The sequence below is a fragment of the Exiguobacterium sp. SH1S21 genome, from assembly GCF_004337175.1.
GTDB lineage: Bacteria > Bacillota > Bacilli > Exiguobacteriales > Exiguobacteriaceae > Exiguobacterium > Exiguobacterium aurantiacum_A.
Map to the genome: position 1 here is coordinate 15690 of NZ_SJUY01000012.1, position 19755 is coordinate 35444.

The window sequence follows — 19755 nt, forward strand, 5'->3', positions numbered from 1 at the left end:
GTCGATGAAAAAGAGAGTAACGATCGTTTAGTCAACAAAGCGACCTAGGGATTGGTGAGAGCCTAGGCTGACAAACATCGCGAAACGCACTTTTGAGATGCTATCCGAAGCGAGTAGGCGTAGCCGGGGGCCCCCCGTTATCACCGTTAAAGTGGTCTGTGTAAAACAGGCAAGAAGAGTGGTACCGCGGGCCAACCCGTCTCTTTGCATCTGTGCAAAGGGCGTTTTTTTTATGACTAGATTTGAAGGAGGAAATTTACATGAGTTATGAACGCAAGTATGCGGAGGCTCTGTCACGTGTCATCGGTGACGAACTCACGCTCGACCAGATTGAGGCATTGATTGAAAAACCAAAACATGAGGCGCACGGGGATCTCGCGTTCCCATGCTTCCAACTCGCCAAGGCGTACCGGAAAGCGCCGGTCATGATTGCGACTGACATCGCCGGTGAATTGAACGACGAACTGTTCACAAAAGTTGAAGCGGCCGGTCCATACGTGAACGTCTTCTTGAGCCGTGGCGTCGTCTCGCAGGAAATCATTAACGTGGTTCTCGACGAGCAAGCGGATTACGCAACGCATGCAACACGCAACGAGACGATTGTCACGGACTTCTCATCACCGAACATCGCCAAACCGTTCTCGATGGGGCACTTGCGCTCGACGGTCATCGGTAACGCCATCAACCAGATCGCCCGCAAAAACGGCTATAACGTCGTCGGTGTCAACCACCTCGGCGACTGGGGTACACAATTCGGGAAACTCATGGTCGCTTATAAGAAGTGGGGCGATGAGGAAGCGGTCCGGGCAAATCCGATCGCTGAGCTCTTAAAGCTATACGTTCACTTCCATGAAGAAGCGAAAACCCAACCTGAGCTTGAAGACGAGGGCCGTGCTTGGTTCAAAAAGCTCGAGGACGGTAACGTTGAAGCGACCGAACTGTGGACATGGTTCCGTGACGAGTCGCTCAAAGAGTTCCAAAAAGTATACGATCTCCTCGGTGTCGAGTTCGACAGCTTCCACGGTGAAGCGTTCTACAACGACAAGATGGACCGGATCGTCGCCATGCTCGAAGAGAAGAACCTGCTCGTCGAGAGTGAAGGGGCGATGGTCGTCTCGCTTGAAGACGAGAACTTGCCACCTTGCCTGATCAAAAAGAAAGACGGCGCGACGCTTTACGCGACACGTGACTTGGCTGCGGCCGTCTATCGTCATGAGACGTACAACTTCGTCCAAGCGAACTACGTCGTCGGTGGCGAGCAGGCGCTCCACTTCAAACAGTTGTTCTCGGTACTACGCAAGCTCGGTTACGACTTCGTCGACGGCATGCACCACGTACCGTTCGGCTTGATCTTGCAAGAAGGGAAGAAGATGTCGACACGTAAAGGCCGCATCGTCCTGCTTGAAGAAGTATTGAAAGAAGCGATCGAGAAAGCGCAAGCTAACATCGAACAGAAGAACCCTGAGCTTCCAAACGCAGAGAACGTGGCTCGTATGGTCGGCGTCGGCGCCGTCATCTTCCACGATTTGAAGAATGAGCGCATCAACAACATCGAGTTCGACCTCGACAGCATGCTCAAGTTCGAAGGGGAGACGGGACCTTACGTGCAGTACACGAACGCACGGGCGAACTCGCTCCTCCGTAAAGGCAACTACGACGGTTCGACGTTCGCAGGTGCGGACGATGACCACACGTGGGGCGTCGTGACGATGCTCAACGCGTTCCCACACGTCATCACGCGTGCCCATGAGCGCCGTGAGCCGTCGATCATCAGCCGTTACGTCCTCGACTTGGCGCAATCGTTCAACAAGTATTACGGCCACGTCCGTGTGCTTGAAGAAGATGCGGGCAAACAATCGCGTCTCGCGCTCGTCAAAGCCGTGACGATCGTCTTGACGGAAGGACTCCGTTTGATCGGTGTCCAAGCTCCAGAAGAAATGTAAATAAAAATATTCCGAACGCTGAAGTGACCTCTGAAAGTTAGACACGGTTATTTCATTTAGGCTGCGTGAACGAACTGGGTCCGGTACTACACCGGGCTCAGTTTTAATTTTGCCTTGATTCATCTTGCATTATTGTAATCATCTATATAAACGTGAAAAGGGATGAATTCATCCCTTTTTCATAATCATTTTTCGATTTCCATTCCAATCTCAGGGTATGCTTTTGTCCAATGGAAAGGCTGGATTTCTTCTAATTTTTTGTAGATTAATTCGTTCTTGTCTGAAGTTATTGCCGCCTTTACTTGTGAACCCCAGTAATAAAGTCTTTCTTGGCAGACGCCGCATGGTGTGAGCACTTTGAAGTTAGCGTTTTCATCATCACGAACGACGCATATCGAATGAGTCACTTTAGAGTTTAGCTTATGAGCTTCTAGGATTGCCCCAGTCTCCATACATAATTCGGTTGAAGCGTTAATCACTTCTGGCGATACGCTTATTAGCACATCATCTTGATCCGTATACATAGCTGCAGCACCGCCCCAACCGACAGGGTATCGTTGTTTAATAAATGCTACAGTAGCGTCGTAAAGTTCCTTCTCAATGTTCAAATCAATTTCCTCCTGTAGAAAAATACCATTTTATCCTTCGTGTGAAATGTTATCATATTATTTTTGAGATGGGATTTTCTTCAAGCATCTTGATCTTGTTTTTAATAGTATGGAAGAGATAAAGGTTCAAAGAGTATAAGGTGAAATTGCTATCACTTTCTATGATAGACCAGATAAAGCCTAGCGTTTTCATGATGTCATCAAAAGTGGCATATATTGTGCCATTCTAAGTTGGCGCACGACATCGTTAATAAACGACTTCTTCTAAAGGTAATCCTTTCCAAATGTCGAAAGTTAGTGTATCGGTTTACTTTGATTCAGTTCTTAACGTGATTTATTCACTGATAAGTTAACTCGATTGAGGAGAGGAATAGAAGAATGCTTGAGAAGATATTAAGACGTAGTTGGAACGCATTTTCGGGTCTATTCGTATTGCGATGTTCGGTTCGGTTGACGATTGGCCGAGTGCTTTTCCCCGAAACGAAATACTTCGTTCGTAAGTGCACGTACAAGGAGAGAACCATATGAAAAAAACACTTCAAAAAAAGAGTAAGGAGGCGACATACACAGGTTTATTGATATTTATTGTACTTGTAGTTGCAATCGTTCCGACCCTGATCAATGAGTATAGTGAAATGAAAATTCAACATACAAAACAAGTGTCAACTGAATCTATGACGATGACCAAAGATGAAATATACAAATTGGAACGTCAACAGAGAGAACTAGCAAATCAATATGAAGAAAATCATGAGTGGTTGTACGATGAAATAAAAGACGTAGCACCACTTATAGAGTTTGGCTACGATTTTATGTACGATCACCCTGAGTATGACAAATTAAAAATAACATATCCTAAAACGACATATGAAATTGATGGAAAGAATGTAACTTTTATTTCTAATGAAGGTAAGATTATCCGAGCACATACTCAAGAGGGTTGGGAAAATGTACAAGTAAAATAAATCATCCTTAAAATGAACTGCACCTTCGATTGTTAGATGTGTCTAACAATCGAAGGTGCAGTTCGCATGCGTTCGGAGTGTTTTTATGCCTTCATCCGCGTGACTGTTCGCGTCTTCGTATCATACAGACACCATTCCCGGTCGAAGATGACGGCGCCGACGTTGATGACGTAGCGCTTCTTCTTCAACTTGAACGGTGTCCCGATTTCCCATGGGATCGAGCGTCCTTTCCGGTAAATACCGGGAATATGACTATGCCCGATGAAGACGAGCGGATACTTGCCTTTCTCGACGATCGGCTCCCAGTCGGCGCTCCAATCGATTTGGTGACCATGTAAGAACAGCGCCTCATCGAGCGTCGTCTGTTCAGGCAATAATGAGATGCGGGTCTTGACAGGGTGCGACACGATGAGCACTTCGTCAATCCGTTCTTCTTGATTGCCGCGCAGGCTCGGGAACGTCAAGAGCGCCTCATACTGCTCGTCAAACGTCATGACGTCGGAGACGTCATGAAACCGTTCGTTGCGCCGTTTTTTGCCGATATGGCACTCGTACAAGTCGCCGAGGCAGAGGATGTGCTCGGTCTCGCGCCTGACCGCCTTGAGAACGGCTTTCAAATCATCAAACGAACCGTGCGGGTCACTGATGATGGCGAGTTTCATCGGTAGTTCGTGAACTGGGCATCGACCGATAACTCGAGCTCACGGACGAGTTGCATGACCGCTTGTAGGTCATCCCGTGACTTGGCCGTCACACGAATTTGGTCGTCTTGAATTTGTGATTTCACTTTCAACTTCGACTCTTTGATGGCGTTGTTGATTTTCTTGGCATCGTCTTTATCGATTCCGCTCTTCAACTTGACACGTTGACGGACGGTACCGCCGAGTGCGCGTTCGATTTTTTGGTGGTCGAGGTTTTTCGTCGGCACGCCGCGCTTGATCAACTTCGAGATCATGACGTCTTTTAACTGTTCGAGTTTGTAATCGTCATCTGAGATGAGGACGAGGTCACCGTTATCGAGTGACATCTCACTCTTCGACCCTTTAAAGTCGTAACGGTTCAAAATTTCTTTTTCGGCGATTTGGATCGCGTTTTTCACTTCTTCTAGATTCATTTCTGACACGATATCAAAAGAATTGTCTTTTGCCATGTTTCATCCATCCTTTGTATGGGTTTTGTTATAATGATAGCAGATTTGAAGCAGTGAAGGAGTGAAACGATGGAACATACAATCGATAGACAGACAAATGTAGACTTGGATCACGTTGCGTATCATGGAAAAGACCTTGGGGTGACGTTTAAAAGTGAACTCATCCGTCTGCGGGTGTGGTCGCCGGTAGCCGAGCAAATGACAGTGAAGCTTTATCGTACGGCGCGGGCGCGTAAATTTGACCGCATCGAGCTCGAACGGGCTGAAAAAGGGACATGGATGGTCGAGCTTGACCGGGCGCAATTCGAAGGTCAGTTTTATGTGTTCGAGGCAATCGTTGATGGTAAGCGCATCGAATCCCTCGATCCGTATGCGAAAGTCGTCGGCGTCAACGGGAAGCGGGGCTGCCTGCTCGACCCGTCTTCAATCAACCCGGACCATTGGGTCAAAGAACGTCCGCTCTTCCACTCTTCGCAAGAAGCGGTCATTTATGAAGCACATGTGAGAGATTTGACGAGCCATCCGGACAGCGGTGTCATGCACCGAGGTAAATTCCTCGGGATGACCGAGGCCGGCACGAAGACGAAAAACGGATACCCGACAGCGCTCGACTACATCACAGCGCTCGGCGTGACCCACCTTCAACTCATGCCGTTCTTTGACTACGGTTCGGTCAACGAGTCGCGGGAAAGCGAGTCGAACTATAACTGGGGCTATGACCCGGTCCATTATTTCGCGGTCGAAGGTTCGTACGCCTCGACAGCGGATGACCCGGCCGCCCGGATCCTCGAGTTGAAGGCGATGATCCAAGCGCTCCATGACCGCGGCATCCGCGTCATCATGGACGTCGTGTTCAACCATACGTATGACGCCTTGACGACACCGCTCGGCCAGTTTGTGCCGGACTACTATTATCGATTGAACGAGGACGGGACGCTTGCCGACGGCTCGGCGTGCGGCAACGATACAGCGTCGGAGCGGTTGATGATGCGCAAACTGATCGTCGAATGTGTCTCGTATTGGGCCAAAGAGTTCATGATCGACGGCTTCCGCTTTGATTTGATGGGGCTGCATGACGTCAAGACGATGAACCAGGTCCGCAAAGCACTCGATCGGATTGATCCATCGATCCTCATCACCGGAGAAGGCTGGGATCTCGATACACCACTGGCAGTTCGTAAGAAGGCAAACCAACACAACGCCCGTAAAATGCCACGTATCGCTCAGTTCAACGATGCGATCCGGGACGGAATCCGTGGTGACGTATTCATCGAAGACTTGCCGGGCTGGATCAGCGGCAACGCCGAGCTGACGGCTGACGTGAAGCGCGGGATCGCCGGTGCGGTCACGAGTCAAAGTTTCGCCGATGAGCCGAACCAAGTCGTCAACTACGTCGAATGCCATGACAACTTGACGCTTTGGGACAAACTTGCCGCCGCTAGTCCTGACGACGATGAGACGACGCGCCGCCGCCGTCATCGTCTTGCGACGACGATCGTCCTGCTCAGCCAAGGCATTCCGTTCCTTCATAGCGGGCAAGAGTTTTTCCGCACGAAAGACGGGGATGAGAACAGTTTCAAATCGGGCGAGGTCATCAACCGATTGGACTGGACCCGGGCCGAGCAAGAGACGCCGAGCGTCGAATATGTGAAAGGCTTGATCAACTTACGCAAACAGTATCCGTTGTTCCGTCTCGAGAACACCGAACAGATTCGAAAGCACTTACGTTTCTTTGACGAAGAAGAAGGGATAATCGCCTACGAACTTCATCGTCACGTCGAAGGTTATGTCGAGCGTCATCTCGTCTACCATAACGGACTCGAAGTACCGGTCGACGTGAAGCTGCCAGCAGGCAAGTTCGAAGTTCATGTCGAGGACCATACCGTCAACTTGACGGCGCCACGCCTCGTCGAAGACCGGCACCTCACCGTCGCGCCGCTGTCGACGCTCGTCGTGACAGAACGCCGTCCGGATTACAGCAAGTACGCCGTCGCCGGTGGAGCTGCGCTTGCCATCCTTGGACTTTGGTACGTCGCGAAAAAGCGGAAGAATAAACAAGGGTAACAAAAAAAGGAGACGTCATTCCGTCTCCTTTTCTTCATTCGGTTCGGTCTTGGATGCTTCAAGCTCCATCATCTTCCGAACGAGGATATGTTTTGGCATATGCATGAGTTCTTCAAGCGGTACGTTCAACTTTTTGGCAAGCTCGACCGCCGTCTCGGGAGACAGTTGTAGTGGGCGCATGTGGTTTCTCCTTTCTAAATTCAGGTTTGCTACAGCCAGTATACAGCAAAAACGGACCGAGCGAGAATGTGTCGTGTGAACACATTCAAAATCGATAAACCGTTCGGTCGTTGCTAAGCTGAAACTAGGAAGTGATCAAATGTACAAACAAGTAGCAGACTATCAGTTTCATCAGACGGTTGAATGGTTAGAGCGCGTCGGTGGAGGATGGATGTTGTATTTGGCGCAAACTGGATTTGTCTTTTTCGACGAAACGTTCCAAATCAGATGGGAACTCGAGTGGAAATGGGCACCGTGCGCACTATATATTGAACCACATGGAAAAAAAGCCGTCGCGCTGTTCCGAGACATGCAAACGTATGGAGTCATTGATTTAAAGCAAGGCATGATGGAGTGTCACCCAATCCCAAAAACGTTTCATGACGATTGGTTCAGCAATTTATGTCATTGGCGAGGAGACGATTTATTTCTCTACTCGGCGGAATCTGACATCGTGGCGTTAAACATGACCGACCACACGTTCCGCTATAGCCGCTATGAGGAGACGCCGGAGTTTGGCGCCATCATCGAGTTAGCCTATCATCCGATTTATGATTTTGAGCGGTTCACGGCCCCAGGCCTCGTCACGCTTTACGATGAATTGAATCAGCAATTCATGGTCGAGCAGGTCGAAGCGGGTGAACGATGGACGATTCCTTACGGCGGCGACCGTGATACGGTCATCGTCGACCAGATCGGTGCGACGACAGCAATCACGTCGACGACGTCGTTCCAACTGTTCAAGCGTGACCGTCAACTGTTTGCTTCTGAAGTATGTGCCGAAAGTGAATTATTGAAAGTGATGTTGCTTGATGAGTCGGGAGACCGCCTCGTCGTATTATCGACGCCTCAACGATTTTGCCATAGTTGGCTACAAGTGTTCGAGCGTTGACGTTCCTGGACCGGACTCACGGTTCAGGATTTTTTTGCGAAGACTTGATGAAACTCGTGCGAAACGGGAACAGTCTTCTTAGATGGAGAGGGGTGGACTTGGATGGAACGGTTAGGTAAAAATTTGGTGCGGTGGCGCTTTTGGGTGGTCGCCGTGTGGACTGTGTTATTAGCGGTCTCGATTTACTTCGGATTGCAGTTGCCTGGGGAATTGCGAGGAAACGGGTTTGCGGTTCAAGATGGCCGCTTCGCGCAAGTGGAGGACACGTTGAACGATCGGTTCGACCGGGCCGGCGCTTCGATGATCGTCTTGCTTGAAGGCGGTGACTTAGAGACGGTCATGGCCGAACAAAAAACACGACTCGAATCTGTGACGGGCGTCGACGGCGTCATCACGCCAGCAGAGAACCCGGACGCGCGCTCGGGTGACGCCGCGTACTTCGTGCTCGAGTTCGAGGACCAGGAAGCGGCCGAGTCGGCAATCGCCGACGTTCGCGCTGAATTGATTCGAGATACGGACACGGAAGTCCGTTTGACCGGGGAGCCGGTCTTTGCCCAAGATTTGAACGAGGCATCGAAAAATGACTTGATCCGGGCCGAATTGATCGGGATCCCGGTCGCGCTCGTCGTCCTCCTGCTCGTCTTCGGGACACCGCTTGCCGCTTTCATGCCCTTATTCGTTGGACTGATCACGTTCATCGTCGCGGCGGGATCGCTCTTCTTCTTCACGCAGACGATGGAGCTATCGATTTTCGTATTGAACGCCGTCGCGATGATTGCGATTGCGCTCGGAATCGACTTCTCGCTCCTGCTCGTCAACCGTTACCGTGAAGAGCTCGCCAAAGGACTGTCACGAGAAGCGGCCATCGTCCGGACGGTCGCGACGGCTGGTCGCTCGATCCTGTTCTCAGGACTGTGCGTCTTCGTCGGGCTCGCCGGACTGTTGTTCATTCAAGTCGATGTGTTTCAAGCGATCGCGCTCGGTGCCTTGATTGCAGTCGCGGGTGCCGTCTTGTCGGCGCTCACGCTCTTGCCGTCGGCGCTCTATATCGTCGGCGATGCCATCAATAAAGGACGTCTCATCAGAACGAACGAGACGCGCTCTGAAGTGCGCTGGCAAAAGTTGGCCCGGTTCGTCATGAAGCGTCCGGTCGTGATGACGCTCGTCGCGTTGCTCCTTTTGTTGCCGAGCCTTTGGTTCGTCCGCGACTTAGAACTGAACATCCCGGACGCCGATGCGCTCCCGACGTCGTACGAATCACGGGCCGCCCTCGAGCGGTGGGACGATGTGTTCGGCGAGACGTCGACCGATGCGGTGCTGTTGTTTGAGACGAACGATTTGACCGACTCGATGATTCTTGACGAGTTGACAACCCTCACAGACGAGTTGAATGAAGACCCGATCGTCGACAACGTCACGACGTTCTTGACCGCATCAAATCTGACAGCTGCGGAATTCCAACAGCTCGTTCAAGTCGCCCCGGAACAGCTCGAGGCGTTTGAACGTCTCGTCACGCTCGAAGGGAATACCGACCTCGCGCTCGTCAACGTCAGCTTCGACGTGCCGCCGAGCGATAAAGCGGCGCAGGCGTTCGTCCGCGATTGGCGCGACCAAGGTTTCGACGTCGGCGGGCCGGCCGCCTTCAACGAAGAAATCTATGAAGAGATTTACGACAGCATCCCCTATGCGGTCGTGACCGTGATTTTAGCGACGATGGTCATCCTCATGTGGGCGTTCCGCTCGATCTTGATTCCAATCAAGGCGATCATCATGAACGTGCTCGGACTCGGGGCGACGTTTGGGTTGTTGGTCATCATCTTTGAGTCGGGCTACGTCTACGACGCCGAGACGATCAGTATTTTGACGCCGGTGTTCATCTTCTCGCTCGTATTCGGTTTGTCGATGGACTACGAGGTGTTCCTCGTCTCACGGATCGAGGAGTATTACCGCGAGACCGGGGATAACGACTATGCGACCGAGATGGGGCTTGCGAAGACGAGCAAGATTATCACGTCGGCCGCGGTTATCATGATCGTCGTCACGGGCGCGTTCGCTTTCACCGGTGTCAGCCCGATCAAACAGCTCGGGGTCGGTATCGCGCTCGCAATCTTCATCGATGCGACGATCATCCGGATGTTGCTCGTCCCGTCCTTGATGAAACTGTTCGGCGACTGGAACTGGTGGTGGTTCGGGAAGAAGGATTTACCGAAACGTAATCTACACTAAATGTACATTTAATGAAATAGTCGCGAGAGTATGTTAAAATAGTCTCATGATTACGCGCAATTTGTGAAAGGAAGGTCTTTATGGACACCGAGAGGACATGGCCTCTGTTTCAATTGCCGGACTTCTAGCGTTGAGTTTTTACAGACGAACATCGATGTAAAAAATCAACAAACGGAAGATCGGAGATGGAACAGATGGAACAGATGGAACCGCGGCTACGACTGAGGATCCTCCTCTCCGTTGAAAACGGGGAGGACAATCGGAATGAAACGAGTTGCTACCATAGTGCTCGGAACGCTGATCATGGCGTTCGGTTATTATTATTTGAATGAACAGTTTGGTTTGGCAGAAGGGGGCTTTGTCGGGTTAGCATTACTCGGCCGCTATTTATTTGATATCGATCCGGCGTTCTCGATGATCGTACTCGACATCCCCTTCTTTTTAATCGCTCTTTGGTGGAAAGGCTGGCGCTTCGTCGGACAAGCCGTGCTTGCCGCGGCGTCACTTTCGCTCAGCTATGCGATGTGGGATCGACTCGACCTGTTGACGTTTGACATCCAGGTCTGGCCGGCGACACTGTTCGCTGCGATTGCGAGCGGGATTGTGACCGGCTACGGTCTCGGTCTCGTCTTGAAGTCAGGTGGAGCGACCGGAGGTGACGATTTATTCGCACTCGGTCTGTCAAAGTGGTCCGGCGTATCGGTCGGAACGATTCTCATCGCCTTCGATGTGGTTGTTCTTGCGATCTCGCTCATCTACTTGCCGCTCTCGAACGCGCTCTACACGCTCATCGCGGTCTCGATCGCTGGTCGTGTCGTCACGAAGATGTTGACGGAAGACGCTGTCGAAGTAGCCATACCAAGTGTGACCAAACTAACACCAAAAAACGATCTCGCCTGAGATCGTTTTTTGTTTTGTAAAATTTGTCACAGTTTTCCCCACGCCGTTCTTCTAAACTGATTATAGAAGGAGTGAGTCACATGAAATGGATGATTCCAAAACAGCACGGCGCCTGGTCGATGCTTATTTTACCGTTCTTACTCGGCGGCATCGTCGGAGGATGGACGCTCGTTCATGTCCCGTTCGCTATCGCCTGGTTGTTCGTCTACATGGGCACGTTTTTCTTGTTCCAATACGTGAAGCTACGGAAGAAGTCGGCTGAGCTGTTGCGGACGGTCGTGACGTATCTTGTGATTGCGACAGTCGCTGCCATTCCTGTGTTCATCACCGAGTGGCGTCTCGTCTGGTTCGTCCTCGCGATGATCCCTTTCGGTCTCGTCAACGCCTATTTCGCCAAAATCAAAGACGAGCGCAACGTCTGGAACGACGTCAGTGCCGTCACGTCATTTTGTATCGGTGGGATGGCGAGCTATTACTTGGGTGCGCAGACGTTGGGCGCGACGATCGTCTGGCTGTTCATCTTGCCGTACTTGTATTTCCTCGGCAGTATCTTTTACGTCAAGACGATGATTCGGGAGAAGAAGAGCGCGTTGTACCGGAACATCTCGTGGGGGTATCACCTCATGCTCGTCGTATTGTTCATCGCGTTCGGCTATCCGGTCTTGGCGCTCGCATACGCGCCGAGCCTCGTCCGGGCGATCGTTTTCTACGGCAAAAAGATCCCAATTATGAAAATCGGGATCTTTGAGATTATGAACTCGGTGTTCGTTTTAATCTGTTTGAGCGTATATCTTTACACGTAGAAGGGGCAACCCTTCTTTTTTTAGTCGCTTGACGAGGTGCTCGCGATGATGGCGACGCTTGCTGCCGCCGAGGCCGCTTGTTGCATCGCCAGCAAATGAGCGAACGTCCCGTTCAGTAGCAGGTCGCTCGCATCTTCGGTTATATGTTCCGCGGCGACGAGTTGGATGGCGACGTTTAGTCCGTGCGTGTTGAACCAGCGCTGCTGCTCTTTTTCAGCGTTCGTGATGTCGAGGATCGCTTGTTCGTCTTGGTCGTTTGGTGCCGAGACGATTGAGAGCAAGGCGAGCGATGGCAGCTGCTCACTCTTGACGGCAAGCTGTTGGTTTTCAAGGCGGGTGCGCCAGTCTAAGAAGCGAGCGACGGCGTCATCTCGGTCCAACTTGCTGAACATGAGCAAATGCGATACGAGTTGCAGTTCGTTCGAGCGTGGTAAGTGGACTTTTAACGCCTCGTAATACGATTCGATGCGCTCGTTCAGTTCAGTGTGGTCGTCGAACGCTTGCACGAGGACGAGTGCCGACAGCAGATCCTCTTCACTCGTGAGCCACGGATGCTGGCGTTTAAATGCTTGATAGAGGGCGCTTGCCTCATCGAGCCTGCGTTCCGGCTCGTCGACGTTAATCAACTGGCTCGCGAGGAATGGCCGCAGCGCACTGAAACGGAAATGTTTTCGGTCGAGCAGCGTGTCGAGACTAAGTGCTTCGTCAATCGCGGGGCCGACGTCTTCATACTTGGCGTCGAGAAACGATAACCAGACGAGGTTGTTGCTACCGCGAAATTTGGAGAACAAACCGGTCTTCTGTTTGACGGCCGCCTGCGCCTGTTCAAACCGATTTGGGTCGAACGGGGTGTCATGGATGGCGTAGTTGACGGCCATCAAACGCCGGAAGTCGTCAGTGAGTGCCCACTTGGTCGCCGTTTTGATGGCTTCGAGCGAATCTAGGTAACGAATATAACGCGTCATCATTAGCATTTCCTCCTTTTTCTATTCGTACGGAAAAATCGGGCTAAACGTTTCATAAAAGTGATATCGTTTCTGTTCTTAAATTAGGACGGCGTTTAATTAGTAAACAAAAGGGAATCGAAATATGTCCGAAAACTTTGTTATTAATTTGGAGGTGCCGAAACATGGAAGGTAATCCGTATGCATACGCGTTCCGAAACCTTGGTTCGGGATTTCTGTTCGGATTGGGCCTGATTGCATTTGTGGATGAGACGGTATTTCATCAATTGTTGGCGTGGCATCATTTCTACGATAAATCGACGTCTGCCGTCGGCTTATTCTCAGACGGGTTGTTTCATGCGTTCAGTTGGTTTGCGACCGTAGCTTCCTTGTTCCTCCTGGCAGACCTACGGAGAAGAAAGTCATTTTGGATGAAGCGATGGATCAGTGGCGTCCTGATCGGCGTTGGTTTTTTTCAACTCTACGATGGGATTATTCATCACAAGCTACTGAAAATTCATCAGATTCGTTATGGCGTTGAGATTCTTCCATATGACCTCGTTTGGAATGTTACGGCCCTTGTCATCCTCATAGGTGGTTTAGTGCTCTTTAACCAAACGCAGAAACGGAAGCTACTTGTGAAAGAAGGAGGATAAATGAGGATGCATTCCCATGTCCAGACCATAAGTGGCGGTTATGAGGCGGCGGTCGTGATTTTGTTGTTTATGGCTCTCCTTGCTTATTCGTTCGCCGGAATTTTTACGAGTCGCGCTTATAAACCGTGGCCGCTATATCGCTACGGGTTATGGATGATAGGTATTGTTTGTGTAGGCCTTACTTTGGTTGGACCGTTAGCGACTTTTGCCCACACCAATTTTGTCGGGCATATGATTAGTCATCTGTTTCTAGGTATGTTGGCGCCGTTGTGTCTCGCCTTGTCCGCCCCGATGACTTTACTGTTACGGACGCTTGATGTACACGTCGCGAGAAGAGTGACACGCGTATTAAAAAGTCGGCCGCTCCAATTCTTCACGAATCCGGTCACGGCTTCCGTTCTCAACATTGGAGGACTATATCTGCTCTACATGACGGATTTGTATTCACTGATGCATCAATCAATTCTTTTATATGTGTTAATTCATCTGCATGTATTTTTAGCAGGGTATTTGTTTACCATTTCTTTGATTTATGTGGACGTCACGTCACACCGATACAGCTACATATACCGATCACTTGTATTGATTGCAGCATTGGCCGGACATAAGATATTGGCAAAAATAATTTATGTGAGCCCACCAAATGGGGTGCCAACAGGAGAGGCAGAGGCAGGAGCCATGTGGATGTATTACGGTGGGGATTTGGTTGATCTTCTATTAATCATCATTCTTTGTTACCAGTGGTATATTGCAACTTCTCCCCGTGCCCTAGCTACGAGAGATAACGTATGAGTACACAAGAAAAGACGATCGTCCCGATGCGTACGGGATGATCGTCTTTTCTGTCTGGCGGTCTACAATTATTGAACTTGCGTGTACAGTTTTTGCATGTACTCGTTCACTTCGTCGGCTGCTTGGAACATCATGAACGAATGTTGCAAGATGATTTCCGGTGAGAAGCCGAGATCGAGGTCGAGCGTTGAAGCGAGCGTGACGTCACGGTCGCTGTCGAGCACGCAACGGAAGTACTTGAACTCTTGGTTGAACTCGTTCAATGCGTTGAGGATCGGTAGGTCTTCGACGTAGTCCGGCACGTGCGTCACTGTCGCGGCGTATAGCTCGGCGTCAGTCGTCTTTTTGTTGAAGGCGATAATCATAACGGGCTGGGCCCCAGATTTAGTCGTTTCACGCGTTAAAAACGTGACGTGCGTTTCAGTCTCGCTCTCTTTGAACGTCATGTTGCGTTCTGCGACGAGCGCTTTGAATGATTCTACTTTTTCTTCAAAGTTCACAAAGAAATCCCCCTTAAAAGTCGTTACTCTAACTTTCTCCCATTTGAGAGGGGAAAGCAAGGAGAACTAGCGTTTCATCAACATTTTGATGGCTTCTTCGACCGTTTCTGACGTATCTTCGCCATCTTGTTGCGCCGTGATAATGCACTGCTCCAAGTTCTTGGCGACGATGATCGTCGAGGCGCGGTCAAGTGCCGATCGAGCCGCGCTCAGTTGTGTCACGACGTCGCGACACTCCTTGCCTTCTTCCATCATGCGGATGATGGCCCGGATCTGGCCTTCGACCCGTTTCATCCGGTTCAACACTTTCGTGTCGTATTGATACTGTTCCATAAGTTTCACCTCTATATTCAAATCGTTCAGTAACCCAACTAGTATTGTGTAGTCTCATCTTAATACGTGGGGGAGTATGTGTCGAGCAACAACGTTTAAGCCGGAAAAAATCGACTGTTTGCCGATTCGTCAAACTTTTCCCTTGCAATCACATACCATAGGGGGTATATTAATGACGTGGAAGCGAATTGTTCAATGAATCACAAAGTTTATCGGACGCCCGCTACCAAACTGATCATGAATACGTGAAATGACTATAGATAAAAAGGATGGGTAAACAAAGATGAAAGCATCGGCTTTAAAACGTCAAATGGACTTTGAAGTCCCTGTAAACATCGTCGACGTGCGCGAACGCGACGAGTTTCAAGAAGCACACATCGCGGGGGCGGCGAATTACCCGCTCTCTGAAATAACGGAGTGGATTGATACGCTCGACACAGACCAAGAGTACATCGTGCTCTGTCGTTCGGGCGCTCGCAGCACGCAAGCTACTTGGCAAATGGAAGCAAAAGGTTATAAAGTGGTCAATATAGAAGACGGCTTGATGAGCTGGCCTGGTGAAGTCGTCAAAGGAGGAAACGAGCAATGAGTAAAAAAATCGTAATTGTCGGTGGGGTAGCAGGTGGTGCTTCGGCAGCCGCACGTCTCCGTCGTTTAAATGAAGAAAATCAAATCGTCATGTTCGACCGTGGCGAATATATCTCATTTGCCAACTGTGGTCTCCCATACTACATCGGTGACGTGATTCAAGACCGTCAAAAACTGCTCGTCCAAACAGTCGAGGGCATGCATCAACGGTTCCAACTCGATATCCGCAATTTGACAGAAGTGACAAAAATCAACCGCGCCGAGAAGACAGTGACGGTGAAACACGTCCAAACGGGTGAAACGTACGATGAGTCATACGACGTCCTCGTCTTGTCGCCTGGAGCGAAACCGATTCGTCCGAACATTCCTGGGATCGAAGAAGCGGAAGATATCTTCACGCTCCGAAATATTCCAGATACAGATAAAATCCGTAGCTACGTCGATGACAAGGCACCGAAACACGCGACGGTCATCGGAGGCGGCTTCATCGGAATCGAGATGGCTGAAAACTTACGTGAACGCGGCGTTGACGTGACGCTCGTCGAAATGGCGGATCAAGTCATGACACCGCTCGACCGTGAGATGGTCGCACCAATCCATGAACATATGCGTCTCCATGGCGTGGACCTCCAATTGTCAGACGGCGTGTCGTCGTTCTCTGATCATGGGAAGAAGATTCATTTGACGAGCGGCCGTGTCATTGAAACGGACATGGTTGTCATGTCGATCGGGGTCATTCCTGAATCGACAATCGCCCGAGAAGCCGGTCTTGAGACAGGAACACGTGGCGCTATCCGTGTCAACGAGAAGATGCTCACGTCGGATCCGAACATCTATGCGATCGGGGACGCGGTCGAAGTGCTCGACTATATCTTCAAAGAGCCAACGGTCGTTCCGCTCGCATGGCCAGCCAACCGTCAAGGACGCCTCGTTGCCGACATCATTAACGGCCGCGACGTGAAGTACAACGGGACGATGGGTACCGGGATCGCAAAAGTGTTCGACATGACTGTCGCTTCGACAGGATGGAACGAGAAACGTTTGAAAGCAGCCGGCAAAGAGTTTGAAGCCGTCCACGTGCACCCAGGTTCACACGCAGGCTACTACCCAGGATCGACTCCGGTTTCACTCAAACTGTTGTTCCATCCGACAACGGGTGAAATCTACGGTGCTCAAGGTGTCGGGATGAACGGTGTCGATAAACGGATCGACGTCATCGCGACAGCAATCAAAGGTGGTTTGACGGTCCTCGACCTGCCAGACCTCGAACTTAGCTACGCACCGCCGTTCAGCTCGGCGAAAGATCCGGTCAACATGATCGGTTACGTCGCCTCGAACGTCATCCTCGGTGACAACGAAGTCGTGCATTGGGACGAGATTGACGCATTGGTCGAGAACGGTGCGACACTGCTTGACGTCCGTGACGAGTCTGAGCATGAGCTCGGGAAAATTCCTGGATCGATCAACATCCCGCTCAACTCGCTCCGTGACAACTTGGACAGCTATAGTAAAGACGAGACGATCTACGTGACGTGTCAAGTCGGCCTTCGTGGCTACCTGGCTTCACGCATCTTGCGCCAAAATGGCTTCAAAGTGAAAAACTTGAGCGGTGGCTACAAGACGTGGTCACAAGTACGACGTGATTTTGACGCGCTCGAGACAGTTAAAACGGCAGATGAAACTGCTGCGACAGCAACGAAGGAGGCACCACCCGCAATGACGAATGAACCAGTCGGAGAACCGATTTTCCTTGATACATGTGGTCTGCAATGCCCGGGCCCAATCTTAGAAGTAAATAAAAAAGTAGCAGAGCTCGGCGAAGGCGAGACGCTCCGCGTCCTCGCAAGCGATCCTGGTTTCTTCGCAGACATCGAAGCATGGGCGAAAAAGACGGGCAATAAACTCGTCTCGAAACAGTTCGTGAACGGTCGCGTCGAAGCGATCCTTCAAAAAGGCAACGGCCCTGTGGCCGCTCAAGCAGGAGCACCAGCCGGCGACGGCGCTTCAATGGTCGTCTTCAGCGGAGACCTCGACCGTGCCCTCGCCTCGTTCATCATCGCTCAAGGCGCAGCGGCAATGGGCAAAGAAGTGACAATGTTCTTCACATTCTGGGGATTGAACGTCATTCGTAAACCAGACGCACCTGACGTGAAGAAGCAAGGTCTCGAGAAGATGTTCGGCATGATGATGCCTTCGCATGCTGGAGAACTTCCGCTCTCGAACATGAACTTCGGTGGGGTTGGCCAGAAAATGATGAAAAAAGTGATGAGCGACAAGAACGTGCCTTCACTTGACCAAATGATTAAATCGGCACAAGAAGCAGGCGTCAAGATGGTCGCTTGTACGATGTCGATGGATGTCATGGGAATCAAAGAAGAAGAGTTGATCGACGGCATCAATCTCGGCGGTGTGGCAGCATACCTCGGGGCAGCTGAAGGCGGCAACTTGAACCTGTTCATCTAAGTGAATCAAGTAATCAGAGCGACTGGCCATGTGCCGGTCGCTTTTTCTATTGTTTGGGTGTGAAACTTGAAAATTGCTGAAAAAGATTGCATTCTCCACATACTTTTTCTATAATTCTAATCATGTTAAGAAAGTTGACATAACTTTTACTTATAACTAAACATACATTTTGGAGGATTGAAGATGGAGAATATGATCGAAAAGTTTGTTGGACAAGCGAACGACCTGCTCTGGTCGTCGGTGCTCATCGTCGTTCTTGTCGCGTTAGGCCTTTACTTCACGATTCGCATGGGGTTCGTTCAGTTCCGTATGCTTCCTGAAATGTTCCGCCTCTTGTTCAAAGACGGCATGAAGCGTGAAAAAGGACAAGTGTCTTCGTTCCAAGCGTTCGCCATCGGGACGGCAGCGCGTGTTGGAACAGGAAACATCGCCGGTGTCGCGACAGCGATCGCGCTCGGTGGTCCGGGAGCTGTCTTCTGGATGTGGATCATCGCTTTAGTCGGTTCCGCCTCGGCGTTCGTCGAGAGCACGCTCGCTCAAGTGTATAAAGTCCGTGACGGACGTACGTGGCGCGGGGGGCCGGCCTACTATATGGAGCGCGCCCTCGGGCAACGGTGGCTCGGCATCTTGTTCGCCATCCTCATCACGTTCTCGTTCGGTTTTGCTTTTAACTCGGTACAGTCGAACACGATTTCGTTGTCTGTGAGCAACCAATTTGGAATTAGTACGACGACGGTCGGTATCGTATTGGCAGTCGTCACAGCAATCGTCATCTTCGGTGGAATTCAATCGATCGCCGTACTTTCCAGTATCATCGTTCCAATTATGGCCGGCGGTTACATCTTGCTAGCTTTATGGATCATGATTTCAAACGCTTCGCTATTGCCGAGCGTGTTCGGTCTCATCTTCTCTGAAGGTGTGCTCGGGCTCGAGCAACTGTTCGGCGGGGCAATCGGGGCGATGGTCCTTCAAGGGATTCGCCGCGGTCTGTTCTCGAACGAAGCAGGTATGGGGTCGGCTCCGAACGCGGCGGCGACTGCTGAAGTATCACACCCTGTCAAACAAGGCTTGATCCAATCGTTCAGCGTCTTCGTCGATACACTTCTCATCTGTACGTCGACAGCGATGATCATCTTGTTGTCAGGCGTGGCTGGTTCGGAAGCGTTCGCAGGTGTCGAATTGACACAAGCGGCACTCACGGCTGAGATTGGTCCGATGGCGACTTCGTTCCTGACGATTGCGATCTTCTTGTTCGCGTTCAGCTCGATCCTAGGAAACTACTACTACGGTGAGACGAACATTCAGTTCATCTCGAATAAAAAGATTTATGTCACGCTCTACCGCATCGGTGTCGTCGGGATGGTCCTCTTCGGAGCGATCCGTTCGGCCGGTCTCGTCTGGTCGATCGCCGACGTGTTCATGGGACTCATGGCGCTCGTCAACTTGTATGCGATTTTCCGTCTTGCGAAAGTCGCGCGGCTCGTGCTCGACGATTATTTGGAGCAACGCCGTCAAGGAGACGATCCGGTATTTTATGCCGACTCGATCGAAGACCTGCCTGGTCGTGAATATTTAGAGGCTTGGGATAACGAGGAAGAAGAAGTCAAAACGGGTACATTCCGTTCATAAGCAACAAACCGTCTACGAATACACGTAGGCGGTTTTTTTGCGTCTGAAAGAAGGGTAAAGTGAAGAAAAGGGGGGCGTTC

General features: G+C 50.7%; 19 protein-coding genes and 1 other annotated feature (1 of these 20 cut by a window edge). Of the genes, 12 read left to right on the forward strand and 7 right to left on the reverse strand.

All coding sequences use genetic code 11. The features are described 5' to 3' along the window. Positions 1 to 207: a binding site (T-box leader), on the forward strand; it begins 5 nt to the left of the window's first position. A 53-nt stretch (positions 208 to 260) separates the two neighbouring features. Next, positions 261 to 1943 carry an arginine--tRNA ligase gene (gene argS / locus EVJ24_RS13715; RefSeq protein ID WP_131441652.1) on the forward strand — a complete coding sequence of 561 codons (1683 nt, stop codon included), beginning with the start codon at positions 261 to 263 and terminating at the stop codon, positions 1941 to 1943. Positions 1944 to 2128: 185 nt separating this feature from the next. Here argS and EVJ24_RS13720 read toward each other — a convergent pair whose 3' ends face one another. Then, entirely contained in the window at positions 2129 to 2551 is a 423-nt protein-coding gene (locus tag EVJ24_RS13720) for a cytidine deaminase (RefSeq protein WP_131441653.1), read from the reverse strand. A 524-nt stretch (positions 2552 to 3075) separates the two neighbouring features. On the opposite strand from EVJ24_RS13720, the gene EVJ24_RS13725 reads away from it, so the two are divergent. After that, positions 3076 to 3516 (forward strand): hypothetical protein, encoded by a 441-nt coding sequence (locus EVJ24_RS13725; RefSeq protein ID WP_131441654.1) that lies wholly within the window; start codon positions 3076 to 3078, stop codon positions 3514 to 3516. Positions 3517 to 3599: 83 nt separating this feature from the next. Here the strand turns inward: EVJ24_RS13725 and EVJ24_RS13730 are convergent, their stop codons facing one another. Both EVJ24_RS13730 and EVJ24_RS13735 read right to left on the reverse strand, forming a co-directional pair. Continuing rightward, the gene (locus EVJ24_RS13730) at positions 3600 to 4178 is read right to left on the reverse strand and encodes a metallophosphoesterase family protein (RefSeq protein ID WP_131441655.1); all 579 of its coding nucleotides are present in this window, start codon (positions 4176 to 4178) and stop codon (positions 3600 to 3602) included. Next, the gene (locus EVJ24_RS13735) at positions 4175 to 4666 is read right to left on the reverse strand and encodes a YajQ family cyclic di-GMP-binding protein (RefSeq protein WP_131441656.1); all 492 of its coding nucleotides are present in this window, start codon (positions 4664 to 4666) and stop codon (positions 4175 to 4177) included. The genes EVJ24_RS13730 and EVJ24_RS13735 overlap by 4 nt, the downstream gene beginning before the upstream one ends. A gap of 69 nt (positions 4667 to 4735) precedes the next feature. Here EVJ24_RS13735 and pulA point away from each other — a divergent pair, with 69 nt between their 5' ends. Continuing rightward, positions 4736 to 6730, forward strand: a complete 1995-nt coding sequence (pulA, locus tag EVJ24_RS13740) for a type I pullulanase (RefSeq protein WP_071398891.1) — start codon at positions 4736 to 4738, stop codon at positions 6728 to 6730. A 15-nt stretch (positions 6731 to 6745) separates the two neighbouring features. On the opposite strand, the gene EVJ24_RS13745 is transcribed toward pulA, so the two are convergent. Next, on the reverse strand, positions 6746 to 6910 hold the full coding sequence (locus tag EVJ24_RS13745) for a YycC family protein (RefSeq protein ID WP_016509685.1): 165 nt from the start codon (positions 6908 to 6910) through the stop codon (positions 6746 to 6748). Positions 6911 to 7049: 139 nt separating this feature from the next. Between EVJ24_RS13745 and EVJ24_RS13750 the strand changes: the two genes are divergently transcribed. The 4 genes from EVJ24_RS13750 to EVJ24_RS13765 all read left to right on the forward strand — a co-directional run bounded on the left by EVJ24_RS13750 (position 7050) and on the right by EVJ24_RS13765 (position 11770). Beyond that, complete coding sequence (locus EVJ24_RS13750; RefSeq protein WP_131441657.1) at positions 7050 to 7841, forward strand: hypothetical protein; 792 nt, start codon at positions 7050 to 7052, stop codon at positions 7839 to 7841. Between the two features lie 102 nt (positions 7842 to 7943). Next, entirely contained in the window at positions 7944 to 10067 is a 2124-nt protein-coding gene (locus EVJ24_RS13755) for an MMPL family transporter (protein WP_071398893.1), read from the forward strand. 264 nt (positions 10068 to 10331) lie between these two features. Beyond that, positions 10332 to 10967, forward strand: coding sequence for a YitT family protein (locus EVJ24_RS13760; protein WP_131441658.1), 636 nt, complete (start codon positions 10332 to 10334; stop codon positions 10965 to 10967). A gap of 80 nt (positions 10968 to 11047) precedes the next feature. Continuing rightward, positions 11048 to 11770, forward strand: a complete 723-nt coding sequence (locus EVJ24_RS13765; RefSeq protein ID WP_131441659.1) for a YwiC-like family protein — start codon at positions 11048 to 11050, stop codon at positions 11768 to 11770. 20 nt (positions 11771 to 11790) lie between these two features. Here EVJ24_RS13765 and EVJ24_RS13770 read toward each other — a convergent pair whose 3' ends face one another. Then, positions 11791 to 12738, reverse strand: a complete 948-nt coding sequence (locus EVJ24_RS13770; RefSeq protein ID WP_236637670.1) for a DUF4003 family protein — start codon at positions 12736 to 12738, stop codon at positions 11791 to 11793. Between the two features lie 161 nt (positions 12739 to 12899). On the opposite strand from EVJ24_RS13770, the gene EVJ24_RS13775 reads away from it, so the two are divergent. Both EVJ24_RS13775 and EVJ24_RS13780 read left to right on the forward strand, forming a co-directional pair. Next, positions 12900 to 13370, forward strand: coding sequence for a DUF2243 domain-containing protein (locus EVJ24_RS13775; protein ID WP_131441660.1), 471 nt, complete (start codon positions 12900 to 12902; stop codon positions 13368 to 13370). 6 nt (positions 13371 to 13376) lie between these two features. Further along, positions 13377 to 14162: a cytochrome c oxidase assembly protein gene (locus EVJ24_RS13780; RefSeq protein ID WP_131441661.1), complete on the forward strand. Its 786-nt coding sequence runs from the start codon at positions 13377 to 13379 to the stop codon at positions 14160 to 14162. 68 nt (positions 14163 to 14230) lie between these two features. Here EVJ24_RS13780 and EVJ24_RS13785 read toward each other — a convergent pair whose 3' ends face one another. Both EVJ24_RS13785 and EVJ24_RS13790 read right to left on the reverse strand, forming a co-directional pair. Then, complete coding sequence (locus EVJ24_RS13785) at positions 14231 to 14662, reverse strand: YbjN domain-containing protein (protein ID WP_016509669.1); 432 nt, start codon at positions 14660 to 14662, stop codon at positions 14231 to 14233. Between the two features lie 66 nt (positions 14663 to 14728). Continuing rightward, complete coding sequence (locus EVJ24_RS13790; RefSeq protein ID WP_016509666.1) at positions 14729 to 14995, reverse strand: metal-sensitive transcriptional regulator; 267 nt, start codon at positions 14993 to 14995, stop codon at positions 14729 to 14731. A 283-nt stretch (positions 14996 to 15278) separates the two neighbouring features. On the opposite strand from EVJ24_RS13790, the gene EVJ24_RS13795 reads away from it, so the two are divergent. From EVJ24_RS13795 to EVJ24_RS13805, 3 genes are all read left to right on the forward strand, one after another. Beyond that, on the forward strand, positions 15279 to 15584 hold the full coding sequence (locus EVJ24_RS13795; protein ID WP_016509667.1) for a rhodanese-like domain-containing protein: 306 nt from the start codon (positions 15279 to 15281) through the stop codon (positions 15582 to 15584). Beyond that, positions 15581 to 18046, forward strand: coding sequence for a CoA-disulfide reductase (locus EVJ24_RS13800; RefSeq protein ID WP_131441662.1), 2466 nt, complete (start codon positions 15581 to 15583; stop codon positions 18044 to 18046). The genes EVJ24_RS13795 and EVJ24_RS13800 overlap by 4 nt, the downstream gene beginning before the upstream one ends. A gap of 183 nt (positions 18047 to 18229) precedes the next feature. Further along, positions 18230 to 19675, forward strand: a complete 1446-nt coding sequence (locus tag EVJ24_RS13805; protein WP_131441663.1) for an alanine/glycine:cation symporter family protein — start codon at positions 18230 to 18232, stop codon at positions 19673 to 19675. Positions 19676 to 19755 lie beyond the last annotated feature (80 nt).